The sequence below is a fragment of the uncultured Campylobacter sp. genome (genome assembly GCF_938045205.1).
Lineage (GTDB): Bacteria > Campylobacterota > Campylobacteria > Campylobacterales > Campylobacteraceae > Campylobacter_B.
The window spans coordinates 1-13,254 of the sequence record NZ_CALIMY010000004.1; the positions used below are offsets into that span (position 1 = coordinate 1).

Below are 13,254 nucleotides of genomic sequence, written 5' to 3' on the forward strand. Positions count from 1 at the left end.
AAACTCAAAAATCTAATACGAAATTTCAGCGCTAAAATTTCAAACCCGAAATTTCAAAACCAAAATTCCAAGCCGCACTCCCCAAAGGCTCAAATTTAAAAGCGCCGCCTTAAGGATGAAATTTTAAAATTTCACGCCAAGACGCGCTGTACCTATAAACCTAAACGAACCGCGATGAGCCCGAGAGCGCCTTAAAACGCCGAGCAAACTATAACTAGCCAAGCGCGCCAAAATTCAGAGCCGAGCCGCCCAAGCCGCGCGTCATAGCGACATTTAAGCTGCTAGGCGCCGCAGCTCTCACGCTCCTTCGCGAGCCCGCACCTCGTCCTCGACCTCTTGCAAAAACCGCTCCACGAGCTTGCTCTCCTCGAGTTTGGCGACCACTTCGCCATGGCGCATCACGATGCCGCGCCCGTTGCCGAACGCGATCGCCACGTCCGCGCCCTTCGCCTCGCCGATCGCATTTACGACGCAGCCCATGACGCTGATATTTAGCGGCGTTTTGATGTGCGCGGTTTTTTCTTCGACGATTTTGATCGCGCTTAGCAGATCGCTTTGCAAACGCCCGCAGGTAGGGCACGAGATGATATTGACGCCGCTTTTCTGCACGCCCGCGTCCTGCAGGATCGCGCGCGCGACGCGGATCTCCTCCTCAAGCTCGCCCGTGATACTCACGCGCATCGTATCGCCGATCCCCTCCATCAGAAGCGCTCCCAGCGCGATCGCGCTTTTGATGCTCGCGTGAAATTTTGTCCCCGCCTCGGTCACGCCCAGATGAAAAGGATACTCGCATAGCGGGCGCAGCGCACGATACGCAGCCACCGTGCTCGGCGCGTCCGAAGTCTTAAGCGAGATCGCAATGTCGCTAAAGTCCTCATCTTCAAGCAGCGCGGCGTTATACAGCGCGCTTTGCACCATCGCCTCCACGCTGCGACCGTATTTTTGCTCAAACTGCTCCTCTAGTGAGCCCAAATTTACGCCGATGCGGATGGGCAAATTGCGAGCTTTGCACGCGCGCACGACCTCTTTGATACGCTCCTTGCCGCCGATATTGCCCGGATTGATGCGGATAGCATCGACAAACTCCGCGACCTGCAGCGCCAAGCGAAAATTAAAATGGATGTCCGCTACGATGGGAAGCGGCGAGCTTTTTTTGATACGTGCGAGCGCGTCCGCGTCCTGCTTATCAAGCACCGCGCAGCGCACGATGTCGCAGCCCGCGAAATACAGGCGATTTATCTGCTCTAGCGTGCCCTCCACGTCCTTCGTTTTAGAAAAGCTCATCGACTGCACGGAGATGGGCGCGCCGCCGCCGATTTTGACGGAGCCGACGGAGATTTGACGGGTCGGATAGCGATTTTTCAAATTTAAGCCTTTAGAATTTTTTGCGCTATTTTATTCAAAACGGGGTTAAAATTTAATAATTCGCGCTCGCTAGCCGCCGCAGAATTTTGCCTGCAGGATTTTACCCGCTAAATTTTACTTTCGCACTTGCGGAAAATTTCATTTCGCCGTGAAATTTGAGCAAATAGAGTTCTATAAAATTTCGCCATCTAATAAAATTCTAAAAATTCCGCTAGCAGGCGAAACTCTACAAAATTTTATGGCAAGCGAAATTTAATAAACCACGTAGCTAAGCAAAATTCTGCGAATTTAGCAGGCAAGCGAAGTCCTGCGACGTAAAATTACAAAATTAAGCTCTTAAAATTTCGGCGAAATTGTAACCGCAGTATCGTCGCAGTGCCCGTTCGCGCAAAACGAGTGCAGTATGGTTTATCCTAGCAGCGCGGCATGCAGCCGTGAAATTTCAAAGCGCATGGATGAAATATGAAAATTTTATTTTTAATTGCAGCAGTAGGGCATTTTTCGCACGGCGGCAAAGCCCAAAAAACGTCAGCCGTTCGTGTTTGCACACCGCGCCAGTATCGCGATCTTATAAAGGCAGCAAAATTTAAACCGCCTACGCATATAAATTGCGCCGGCGTGCCGCCTAGGTTAGCGTACTAGCTCCATATTCACCTTGACCCTGCTCATCTTGTCCTGCAGCATATCCATCACCGACTCATTGCGCGACGAAGCGTCATCCGTCGGGGCTTCGTGCTGCTGCCACTTACTTTTCGGCGCGGCAGGACCCCACTGCGACGAAAATATTAGCCCGTGCTTTTTCTCAGTCTCAGGCGCAGGCTCATAAGGCTGTGGAGCGGGCTTCGCCCAACGCTCATCATAACGCATCGCAGCACCTTGTCCTAACGCATTACCCCGCTTTGGCGACGGCATCCTACCAAGCGCGCTACCGCCAGAGCGCCCTATCGCAGGGCTAGAGCGAGCAGATGTGAGAAGATAGGGCGCGCGGGCATTTTTACGAGCCGTATACTTCGTGGCGCTCGAATGAGATGCAACTGTATGCCCCATAGCGCCAGAACGAGTTGCACTATAGCCGTAGCGAGCTTGCGGCTGTGCAATTCGAGTCGTCGTTAATTTGCGAGCTTGTGCGTCTACGATTTTGCCAGTTTGCTCATCCGCGCCTCCGTGAGTTTGCGCGCTTGCATTTCTCCGCATATCTGCGCCTCTGTAAGTTTGCGCGGTATCGCGAGCGCTTGGCGCCTCGTCCTCATAGATACGGGTCTTTGGCAAACGCATCAGCGTCGCAACTAGACTCTTGCTAGCTTCATTCTGGCTGCTTGATTGATTAGCCGGGCGCCTAGATGCTTTATTTCTCGCAGAATGCGATGCGAAATTTTGCCTAGAATTTTTAGTGAAATTTTTCGCACTTTTTTGCGTGGAATTTTTAGCAAAATTCCTAGACGCACGCGTATTTTTTGTAAGCTTGGATTTTGAAAGGCTTTTAGCATTTGCAGATTTTTTAGCATGCGGCTCGGCAGAGGATCTTGCCGAGGTATTTTTACTCAGATGATCTTTGGCTCGCAAATTTTGAGATGAAATTTTATATTTATGGTTTTGTAACGCGGCGGGCGATTTATGGTTTTGCTGCGCAGCAAAAACGCTAGAGAAGCTCGTCAAAATGAACGCAATTAAAAAAATACGAGCTAAATTTTTCATCGTTTTCCTTTCCATGGATTTTAGGCGAAATTTAGCAAAGCTTAGATTAAGCCGCGTTAAATTTAATGAGTGAGGCTATTAAATTTCAGCTCTAATTCCAAGCCGTATCGCCAAATAAAAACCTGGATAAAGGCTAAACTTCAAAAATTCCGCAGCTAGGATTCTGTTTGGCAATAGAATTTTATCACACTAAAAATATGACGTCACGGCAAAAATTTTATCTTGTAAGCGCTTAAGAAGGAGAGCTGAAAAATTTTAAAGTTTTAGAATTCTGCGCTTAGATTTTGAGCGGCAAGTCAGAATTTAAGGTAAAAAGCAAGCTCAGATAAAGTTTTTAAATTTAAAGGATAATGCGGCAAAACCGCAAATTTGCGGTGAGATACGAAATTTGCGAGATCATGCGGCGACTAAAAATTACACCACTTAATCGTTAATTCATAATAAATCGCCGCGCTTCAGACGTATCTAAAAACGCGGCACATCTCATTTTAGCGGCGTGTAGCTAAAGCATCGCCGCACATAAGGCATTGTAAGGCGCTGCAAAATCTCACAGCGCCGTTTCAATGGCATAGGAGCGCCGAATGACGCTCCTATGGGACTACATCATTCCGCCCATGCCACCCATTCCGCCCATGTCAGGCATTGGAGGCATTGCAGGTTTCTCCTCTTTGATCTCGCTTACAGTCGCTTCGGTCGTTAGAAGCAGGCTTGCAACGGAGACAGCGTTTTGAAGCGCGATACGCTCGACCTTCACAGGATCGATGATGCCTGCGTCAAACATATTGACGTACTCGCCGTTTGCGGCGTTGAAGCCAAATTTCTTGTCTTTGTTCTGCTCGACGGCGTTTGCTACGACGCCCGCGTCAAATCCGGCATTCTCTGCGATCTGGCGAAGCGGAGCGTAAAGTGCGCGTTTTACAATATCCGCGCCGATAAGCTCGTCACCGCTTAGAGTTAGCTTTACGCTAAGTCCCGCCCTGATTAGCGCAGCGCCGCCGCCGATTACGATACCCTCGTCTACGGCTGCTTTAGTTGCGTTTAGAGCGTCGTCCACGCGGTCTTTTTTCTCTTTCATCTCGGTTTCGGTCGCAGCGCCCACCTTTATAACCGCAACGCCGCCGCTAAGCTTAGCCATGCGCTCTTGAAGCTTCTCTTTGTCGTAATCGCTCGTAGTCTCTGCGATTTGAGCTTTGATCTGCAAAACGCGCGCGTCGATATCTTTTTTCTTGCCCGCGCCGCCTACGATGGTGGTGTTGTCTTTGTCGATCACGATGCGCTCGGCTTGTCCGAGATCGGCCATAGAAGCACTTTCTAGCGTTCTGCCAAGCTCTTCACTGATGACGGTGCCACCCGTTAAAATCGCGATATCTTCAAGCATCGCCTTTCTGCGATCGCCAAATCCTGGGGCCTTAACCGCGGAGATGTTTAGTACGCCGCGAAGTTTATTTACGACCAAAGTTGCAAGCGCCTCGCCCTCGATATCCTCGGCGATGATTAGAAGCGGTTTGCCGCTTTTTTGAACCTGCTCCAAAACCGGAAGTAGATCTTTTAAATTTGTAATTTTTTTGTCAAATAGAAGCACTAGTGGGGAAGCTAGCTCGACTAGCATTTTCTCGGCATTTGTAATGAAATATGGGCTTAGGTAGCCGCGGTCAAACTGCATTCCCTCGACTACGTTTAACTCATCGTTGATCGATTTTGCCTCTTCAACGGTGATGACGCCGTCCTTGCCGACTCTTTCCATAGCGTCTGCGATCAGATCGCCCACCGCGCTGTCGTTATTGGCAGAGATCGTAGCGACCTGAGCGATCTCTTTTTTGCCACTTACTTTTTTAGAGGATTTTTTTAGCTCCTCAATAACCGCAGCGCTAAATTTATCCATACCACGCTTAACTTCGATCGGATTTGCGCCCGCAGTTACGTTGCGTAGACCCTCTTTAAAGATCGCGTGAGCTAGCACGGTCGCAGTCGTAGTGCCGTCGCCCGCTTGATCGTTGGTTTTACTCGCTACTTCGCGCACCAAAGAAGCGCCCATATTCTCTAGCGTGTCTTTTAGCTCGATCTCTTTAGCTACGGTTACGCCGTCTTTTGTGATCGCCGGAGCACCGAAGCTCTTTTGGATTAAGACATTGCGACCGCGAGGTCCCATCGTAACTTTTACAGCGTCGTTTAGCTTCCTAACGCCCGCGTAAAGCTTGTTTCTTGCGTCGTCTGAAAAAATAATCTCTTTTGCCATTTTCAATCCTTTTTATTTAATTATGCCTAAAACATCTTCTAAATTTAAGATAAGAAATTTCTTATCATCTAAGCTAATCTCGCTACCTGCGTATTTTGCAAACGCTACGATATCGCCATTTTTGACGCCTTCACATTCGCTGCCGACGGCTACGATTTTGCCGGTCGAAGGCTTCTCTTTTGAAGCATTGTCGGGGATAATGATGCCCGAAGCGGTCTTTTTGGTCTCCTCCTCGCGCTCGATTAGAACGCGCTTGCCAAGTGGTTGAAATTTCATTTCAGTCCTTTCTTTGATTTGTGATTTCTAAAATTGGCACTCAATGTGTTTGAGTGCTAAGATTATATGCAAAATTTAAAATCTTGTCAATAGTTTATGAAAAATTTTTATAAAACTTTAGTGATTTAAACTCAAGTATTGAGATTTCAAACGTTAAATTTTAAGGGCTATAATACCTTCAAATTTTAAATTTTAAGGGGACGAAATGAAAATTTTCGGCATAATCGCAGGAATTTTAATCCTGCTTATAGTAGGCGCAGGCTGCCTATTTTTCAGCGATTTTGGCAACAATCTTACCAAGCCTTACATAGAAAATTTGATCAAAGAAAAAAGCGGCCTTGACGTGAAGCTCGATAAATTCGATCTAAATTTCGGCGATTTGGATATTAGCGCCAACGTAAATGATGCTGCGAGCGTAAACGTAAAGGGCAAATACTCGCTTTTTGCGCGCTCTTTCGATCTTAGCTACGATGCAAATGCGCACGATCTAGCCAAACTCGGCATAAAAATGGACGAAGAGCTAAGCCTTAAAGGGCAAATTTTAGGCGATCTTAGCAAATTCGGCATCAACGGCAGCGGGCGGATTTTTGATAGCAACGTAAAATTTTTAGCAAATTTAAAAGACCTTAAGCCGCTTGATCTGCAAATCGACGCTAAAGCTCTAAACGTCGAAAAAGCCCTTGCCGTGGCTTCTCTGCCAATCTACGCCAAAGGAAATATCGACGTTCTCTCAGATATCAAGGCTAGCAGCGGCGGCGCAGAGGGCAACGCAAGTATCAAAAGTTCAAATTTGATCCTAAACGAATCTGCGTTTAAAGATATGAATATCTCCATCCCAAAGGGCGTGCAGATCACGCTAAACTCGGATATCACGGCGCAAAATGACGTCCTGCGAGCAGCAAGCAAGATTGATTCGACTCTGGGCAAGATCAGCGCCGAAAAGTCGGAATTTGATCTAAAAAATAAAACTTTAAACTCAGATTTTAATCTAAATTTGCCCGATTTAGCGAAGCTTGAAAGCCTTATCGGGCGCAAAATTTTGGGCGATGTTAAAGCAAACGGAAATTTAAAGACCGATTTTTCTACGCTTGAGCTTTCAAACTCGCAAATTTCGGCGTTTAAAGACGCGCTTAAAGCGGATGCGGAGGCCAAATTTGACCTGAAAAACAAAAACGGCGAGCTGTCCGCAAAGCTAAATGCAAACGATCTAGCCGCGCTGCAAAACGTCCTGGGAGTGAAGCTGCAAGGCAAGGCAAACGGCGAGCTTAACGCGGCTTTAGCGCAAAATGAGCTTAAAAATCTAAACTTAAATTTAAACGCGATGGGCGGCAACCTGAATGCGAGCGGAAATTTAAGCGATCTAAAGCTTAAAGCGAGCAATCTAAATCTGGCTGTGCTTTCGGCTCTGTTTTACGGCAACGCGATCGGAAACGGCACGATAAACGGCGATGCGAAGTTAAGCTTAAAGGACGGCATCAACGGCACGGCGCAAATTTCGCTCGCTAACGGCGTAATTTTTAAGAAATTTTTAGACGGCGTGACGGGCAAGAACTTCCCGAGCGATCTAAAAGCGGACGCGCAGGCGCAGACAAATATCAAAAACTCAGTCGCGACCTTTAGCGCTAGCGCAAACTCCGATCTGGCGCAGCTTCAAAGCTTAAACGGCACTTATGAGCTTAAAAACAAAGCGCTTAAGGCAAACTACGCACTGCTGATCCCGAGTCTGCAGCGACTCGAGTTTTTCTTAAATCGCAGACTAAACGGCAAGATCGCCGCGACGGGCGAGCTTTCGCATGACGGCAAGAGCCTGTTTGCGACCATAAATTCCAAGATCGCGGGCGGCGAGCTAAACGGACAGATCGCGGGCGATGAAGCGAACTTTAAAATCCAAAATTTTATCGTCAAAGAGCTTACGACGCTTCTAAATATCGATCATGTTTACGACGGCATGGGCAATGCAAATCTTACGTATAATACAAACTCGCACAGCGGAAAATTTGACGCGATCATCAACAACGGCCGCCTTCCTAGCGGCGGATTGATCGATAAAATCGGCAAAATTTTAGGCCGCGATCTAGGCGGCGAGGTCTATAACGACGCCAAAGTAAACGGCACGATCAAGCAAAATTTGATAAATTTTAACGCCGATATGAGCGCGCAAAAAAGCAAGCTAAACGTAACGGACGGCACGCTGGATAGTAAAACGGGCGCAATTTCGGTGCCGGTTAAGGCAAACATCGAAAAAACCGATCTTGAAATAAACATCACCGGCACGATTAAAGAGCCGAAATACAATATCCAATCGGACTATCTAAAGGGCAAACTCGACAAGCAGATCGGCAAGGGCATCGACAAGCTTTTCGGCGTGAAAAAGGACGATAACAGCAGCAAAAACGACGCTAAAAAGGAGCAATCAGACGCGATTAAAGGGCTGATCAATGGGCTGTTTTAGCCCATTCGCTCCCATTTGACGTTTGGAATTTATGGATACTGCTAAACGAGCGCGAGATTTAAAATTTTGAAATTTTGAAATCTCGCGCAGTTTAAATTTTAAAATTTTATGCAGTTTAAAATTTAGAATTTTGCACTTGCCGGCGTAGCCGAAGCCTAAAAATTTTAAAGCAGGACGCGCACTGCTTATCAAAATTTTAAATCTCGTTTCGGTCTGTATTTTAATGACGCTCTGAATTTATCGCCGTAAGCTTATCCTGCTTGCGTCGCCGCTATCTGCGATAAATTACGCGGCGCAAGCCTAGCGTCTTTTAAAGTGCTTTGTATCGATGCTGCGCGCCGTGTTTTCAGGCTATCCGATGCTACTTAAAATTCCGCGGCGCAATGTTTATTGCAGTTGGCGCCATGCTTGATAAAATTTGCACGCCATTATCGCAAGAAAAATGAGCGTAAAAGCTCCAAATATCGTAGCTGTAAATTTATCATCCGTCGTAGCGTATTTGTCATATCTGAATTTCATCAGATACTCGCGTTGCGGCGGATCTATGCTTGCATTGTAATCCAAAAATAAAACTTGATATGCCGTGCCGCGACCCTGAAACGGAAACGGACGGCTTTGATACCAAGCTTTAACTCGCTTGCCTTCCAGCCATTCGTATGCGATTAGCGAGATAGAAGGCTTGATATTTACGCCTTGCCACTCGTCCGCTCCTGAGCGCTTAAAATTAGCTTCAACAATTGCCGCATTGAGCAAAATTTTATTTTTATAAAAGTAGGTTAAGTTATCCGTATCGCCATTTAAAAAGACTTTGATAAATTTGCGCTCGTCCGTAAAAATCTGCATATATTCGCGCCCATCATCGCTTCTGACATCCATGATTATTCCATTTGCGATTTTCAGATCATCTAAGCTTTTCGGATTCAAGCTAAAAAGAAATCCGTACCACATTGCCGCCAAATAAAATGCGATCATAAATAGATCGAACTTGCGATCTAAGTTATACCAAATTTCGCCGAGCTTCATCGATCATTACATTGTAAGTTTCGCTGCAAGATACGGAATTTCACGGCTTTTATTATCGCGGGCTATGCTGCATCGCAAGCGCCTCCATCGCCCCGACGGGCAGAAATAGCACTACGCCCACGATTACCACCGGTATAGCCACGATGATGCCTAGCGTATCCAATAGGGCGTTGCCCTCGCAGCGTTCAGGCCTAACCTCGATGTTTGCCGGGATCGGAGAGCGCAGCCTATCGCTTGGCTTCATTATTTCGCTAAGATTTTTGATCTGTACGACGCGCGCATCGAAGTAGAAAATCGCTTCTATCTCGCCCTTTTTCTCATCGATTTCGATGCGATTTGCTAGAGCTTTGATTTTGGCGACATCTGCACCAGCTGCGGAATTCAAAAATGCGCTGAAGCTACCGCGCGCCTCGCCGTTTTTAGCATCGGTTACTTCGATCTGCACAAACTCGCGCTTAAGCCCTTTGGCGTATCCGCCATCGTAAAATTCCGAGATATTCTTAAGCGACGAGCCGTTCGTTAGGACATAGCTGAGTTTCTCGCCTACGATGTATTCTTTACCGTCGTTTACGAAAAATGCCGTGATTTTTTCGGGCGTTTCGTTAGCCCCAGGCACTACGTTTTGTTTGCACTGGCATCCCACAAGCAGGACGGCTAGTAAAACCGCGATAAATTTTTTCATGATGATCCTTTAAAATTTTAAATTAGCGTATAAATTCCGCAGCCAAAGCTCTATCTTAAAAAATTTCAGCAGCGAAATTTTGCGCCGATACAATTTAGCCGTAGCCGGACTTAAATTTAACTCCAAACGCAGGCTACTTCAGTGCCGCTTTGACCGCCTCGCTTAGGCGCTTGCCGTCCACGCTTGAGCCGAGCGCTTCCTTGGCGGCCTTCATCACGCGCCCCATATCCTTTACGCCGCTCGCGCCGAGCTGCGCGATTAGCGAGCCAACCTCTGCGGCAAGCTCGGCATCGCTTAGTTGCGCAGGCAGATAGGATGCGATGATCTCGATCTCGCCCTGCTCTTTTTGTGCCAGATCGTCGCGACCGCCCGCGCGGTACTGCTCCACAGAGTCGTTTCGGCGCTTGATCTCGCTTTGAAGTATGCTAAAGACGCGCTCGTCGCTAAGGCTGATGCGCTCGTCCACCTCGACCTGCTTAAGCGCGGCGTTAAGCATCCGCAGGCTGTCTCTGCGGAAGTGATCGCCGCTTTTCATCGCTTTTTAATGTCTTCTAAAATTTGCTCTCGCACACCCATTTTTCACTCCTTGAGGTTAAAATTTCGGCGGTAATTGTAGCAAATTTAAAATTTGGCTCGGGTAAATTTAAGAGGATGAAATTTTAAAATTTTAAAGATTGATCGCAATTTGCGGCTAAATTTAAAACTAGCCGCGGGTATCGTCTGCAGCAAAGACTCGCGCGCAGCTCCCCTTTGCGGAAAAAAGCTCGCGCGAAGCGCGCTAAATTTAAAAAGCCTCGCAAGAACATAAAATTCCTGCGAGGCAAAGCGAGTAATTAAAGCCCGCGAAAGCTCTATTTGGTGCGTGAGAATATCATTCGCACGATTTGAAGCAAGAAGCACACGCTTCCAACCAAAAAGATCGTATCGCCGATGATGCGCGCCCAGCGGAGCCCATAGAGGCTATCTTTTTGCAAAAATTCCGCGCTTCTTGCATACCACATACCAACGTCGATCGCCGCGAATGCCTGCAAAATTCCGACAGGCAATAGCGAAATCAGCACCATTAGAAGCAAACCTGCGTTAAGTGCCCAAAAGCCGATCTTCATCAGCGTATCGTCGAAGTTTTTGTCTTTGTAAATATACAGCGCCACGAGCCACACGAAGCCGAGCGCCAAAAAGCCGTATACGCCAAATAGCGCCGTATGAGCGTGTACCGCGGTGGTGTTTAAGCCCTGGATGTAAAATAGCGCAAGCGGCGGGTTGATCAAAAAGCCGAAAACGCCCGCGCCCAGCATATTCCAAAACGCCACGGCGATGAAGCAGTAAAGCGGCCATTTTAAACGCTTAGCCCAATCCTGCGCGAATTGAAGCTTGTAATAGTGAAACGCCTCCGAGCCCAAAAGCACCAAAGGCACGACCTCAAGCGCCGAGAAGCTCGCACCTACAGCCATTATCGGCGTAGTGGTGCCCGCAAAATAGAGGTGGTGGAAGGTACCAGGAATTCCACCGATTAGGAAAATCGACGCGCTAGCAATCGAGGTGTAGGTGGCAAATTTCTTGCTTACTAAGCCCAAGGATGCGAACACGAACGCCAAAGACGCCGTCGCGAAAACCTCGAAAAATCCTTCGACCCAAAGGTGCACGACCCACCAGCGCCAGTACTCCATCACAGGGATAGGCGAGCGCTGTCCGTAAAATAGTCCCGCGCCGTAAAAAAGCCCCACGGCGATGACCGAAGCGGTAAAAATCGCCAATAAATTCTTATCGCCCTCGGCTCTAAAGCCCGCGATAAAGCCGCGAAGCACGAGCACCATCCAGATCACAAGACCCACGAACAGTATCAGCTGCCAAATTCTACCGAGGTCTAAATACTCATATCCTTGATGTCCGATCCAGAAACTGCTGCTTGGATCCATCTTGCCCGCAATCGCCATGTATTCGCCCGCGAAGCTGCCGACGACCAAGAAAAGAAGCGCGTAGAAAAGCACGTCCACGCCGAGCTTTTGAAATTTCGGATCCTTGCCGCCGTTGATGATCGGCGCCAGAAACAATCCCGCCGCCAAAAAGCCCGTAGCGATCCAGAAAATGGACGCCTGCACGTGCCAGGTGCGAGCTAGCGAGTAAGGGATATATTGCGAAATATCAAGCCCGAAAAAGGACTGACCCTCGATCGTATAGTGCGCAACAAAGCCGCCGATGAAGGCTTGAAATGCAAACAACGCAATCGCTACGAAAAGGTACTTGCCGAGCGCCTTTTGCGACGGCGTAAGCGCTAAAGCGGCGATCGGATCGGCGTTTAGCTTCGCAGGAGCCTCGAAATCCTCGTCCTTTTTGCCGTAGAAATTTCCGAACCAAACCAACAAGCCGATGCCGGTAAGCAAAATAACGAGGCTTGCGATCGTCCAAACGACGTTTTCCGTGGTAGGGACATTGTCTATTAGCGGCTCGTGCGGCCAGTTATTGGTATAGGTCGCCTCTCCGCTCGGACGATCCGTAGAAACCGCCCACGCAGTCCAAAAGATGAAATCCACGAGCTCGGCGCGGTGTTGCTCGTTTGCGAGCGTGTTTTCCTTCATCGCGTAATCCTCGCGAAGCTTTTTAAAGCGCGGATCGTTTCCGAAAACGCCCATGTACTCGTCTTTTACGACCGCCATAGCCTTCAAGCGATCATCGCTTAGTTTAACGGTGCCGTCTTTTACGGTGTTGGTGCGATACTCGGCCTTGGTAAGCGCCTTGATTTGCGCCTTTTGCTCATCGCTTAAAGCGTCAAATTTCGCTCCGAAGCGCTCCTGCGCCTTGATATCCATAAACGCAACCAGCTCCTTATGCAGCCAATCTGCGCTCCAATCGGGCGCCTGATACGCGCCGTGACCCCAGATCGAGCCCACCTGCATACCGCCGATGCTCTGCCAGGCCTCCTGTCCGCGGTAAATGCGCTCGGTGCTGATCAACTCGTTGCCGCTAGCATCGGTAAATTTTACCACCGGCGGAGACTGCCTATACACCTCGCCGCCGTAAAAACCCAAGAAACTAAAGCCCACGATGAGTACCGCTACAAGCGCCATCCAGAGCTTCTTGTACTCTCCCATTTTCACTCCTTTAACTGAAATTAGGAGAGAATTCTACCCATTTAAATTTCTATAAGCATTGAGGCTCGTCAATAAAAAGATAAAATTTATCTGCTTAAGCTGAAATTTATTAAAGTATACTGGAATAAGGTATTTTAGAAAATTTTATATAAAATTTATATCTACAAATCTATCCCTGATCTCAATGTTATCAAGATTTAGATTTAGTTTGTCTTTTAAATACTTTTTCAAATTTACTCGTTCATACTCACTTAGCATAGTTAATGGGATGGCAAAATAATTACTATGAGTACTATCTAATAAAATTAGAACATTTAAATTTATGCTATCTATTCTTCTTAAAATTTTAAGTACACCGAAGCAAAGAAGATTTATCGGATGCAGAGCGTACGATAAAATTAGCAAGAGAAATTTTTTAAATCTAGTTATATTGGCA

Annotated in this window: 9 protein-coding genes and 1 pseudogene; 1 reads left to right on the forward strand and 9 read right to left on the reverse strand. The window is 47.6% G+C overall.

Going from position 1 to position 13,254, the window contains the following annotated elements; translation table 11 throughout:
* Positions 1-297: 297 nt before the first annotated feature.
* The 4 genes from ispG to groES all read right to left on the reverse strand — a co-directional run bounded on the left by ispG (position 298) and on the right by groES (position 5,572).
* The gene (ispG, locus tag Q0198_RS00240; protein WP_297893647.1) at positions 298-1,365 is read right to left on the reverse strand and encodes a flavodoxin-dependent (E)-4-hydroxy-3-methylbut-2-enyl-diphosphate synthase; all 1,068 of its coding nucleotides are present in this window, start codon (positions 1,363-1,365) and stop codon (positions 298-300) included.
* A 630-nt stretch (positions 1,366-1,995) separates the two neighbouring features.
* The gene (locus Q0198_RS00245; protein WP_297893650.1) at positions 1,996-3,060 is read right to left on the reverse strand and encodes a hypothetical protein; all 1,065 of its coding nucleotides are present in this window, start codon (positions 3,058-3,060) and stop codon (positions 1,996-1,998) included.
* A 598-nt stretch (positions 3,061-3,658) separates the two neighbouring features.
* Positions 3,659-5,296, reverse strand: coding sequence for a chaperonin GroEL (gene groL, locus Q0198_RS00250; protein ID WP_297893653.1), 1,638 nt, complete (start codon positions 5,294-5,296; stop codon positions 3,659-3,661).
* Positions 5,297-5,308: 12 nt separating this feature from the next.
* Complete coding sequence (gene groES, locus Q0198_RS00255; protein WP_297893655.1) at positions 5,309-5,572, reverse strand: co-chaperone GroES; 264 nt, start codon at positions 5,570-5,572, stop codon at positions 5,309-5,311.
* A gap of 205 nt (positions 5,573-5,777) precedes the next feature.
* Here groES and Q0198_RS00260 point away from each other — a divergent pair, with 205 nt between their 5' ends.
* The gene (locus Q0198_RS00260; protein ID WP_297893657.1) at positions 5,778-8,024 is read left to right on the forward strand and encodes a hypothetical protein; all 2,247 of its coding nucleotides are present in this window, start codon (positions 5,778-5,780) and stop codon (positions 8,022-8,024) included.
* 387 nt (positions 8,025-8,411) lie between these two features.
* On the opposite strand, the gene Q0198_RS00265 is transcribed toward Q0198_RS00260, so the two are convergent.
* The 5 genes and pseudogenes from Q0198_RS00265 to Q0198_RS00285 all read right to left on the reverse strand — a co-directional run.
* A complete protein-coding gene (locus tag Q0198_RS00265; RefSeq protein WP_297893660.1) occupies positions 8,412-9,047 on the reverse strand; it encodes a hypothetical protein in 636 nt (211 codons plus the stop codon).
* A 52-nt stretch (positions 9,048-9,099) separates the two neighbouring features.
* Positions 9,100-9,729, reverse strand: coding sequence for a hypothetical protein (locus Q0198_RS00270; protein ID WP_297893663.1), 630 nt, complete (start codon positions 9,727-9,729; stop codon positions 9,100-9,102).
* 133 nt (positions 9,730-9,862) lie between these two features.
* Positions 9,863-10,305 (reverse strand): annotated as a pseudogene (locus Q0198_RS00275) (GatB/YqeY domain-containing protein).
* Between the two features lie 275 nt (positions 10,306-10,580).
* Complete coding sequence (locus Q0198_RS00280; protein ID WP_297893667.1) at positions 10,581-12,818, reverse strand: nitric-oxide reductase large subunit; 2,238 nt, start codon at positions 12,816-12,818, stop codon at positions 10,581-10,583.
* Positions 12,819-12,962: 144 nt separating this feature from the next.
* The coding region (locus Q0198_RS00285; RefSeq protein ID WP_297893669.1) for a hypothetical protein at positions 12,963-13,254 on the reverse strand (292 nt) is incomplete at its 5' end.

Coding starts and splice junctions, on each gene's coding strand:
- Q0198_RS00245 (WP_297893650.1), bottom strand. CDS start 3,060: ATGAAAAATTTAGCTCGTATTTTTTTAATTGCGTTCATTTTGACGAGC.
- groL (WP_297893653.1), bottom strand. CDS start 5,296: ATGGCAAAAGAGATTATTTTTTCAGACGACGCAAGAAACAAGCTTTAC.
- groES (WP_297893655.1), bottom strand. CDS start 5,572: ATGAAATTTCAACCACTTGGCAAGCGCGTTCTAATCGAGCGCGAGGAG.
- Q0198_RS00260 (WP_297893657.1), top strand. CDS start 5,778: ATGAAAATTTTCGGCATAATCGCAGGAATTTTAATCCTGCTTATAGTA.
- Q0198_RS00265 (WP_297893660.1), bottom strand. CDS start 9,047: ATGAAGCTCGGCGAAATTTGGTATAACTTAGATCGCAAGTTCGATCTA.
- Q0198_RS00270 (WP_297893663.1), bottom strand. CDS start 9,729: ATGAAAAAATTTATCGCGGTTTTACTAGCCGTCCTGCTTGTGGGATGC.
- Q0198_RS00280 (WP_297893667.1), bottom strand. CDS start 12,818: ATGGGAGAGTACAAGAAGCTCTGGATGGCGCTTGTAGCGGTACTCATC.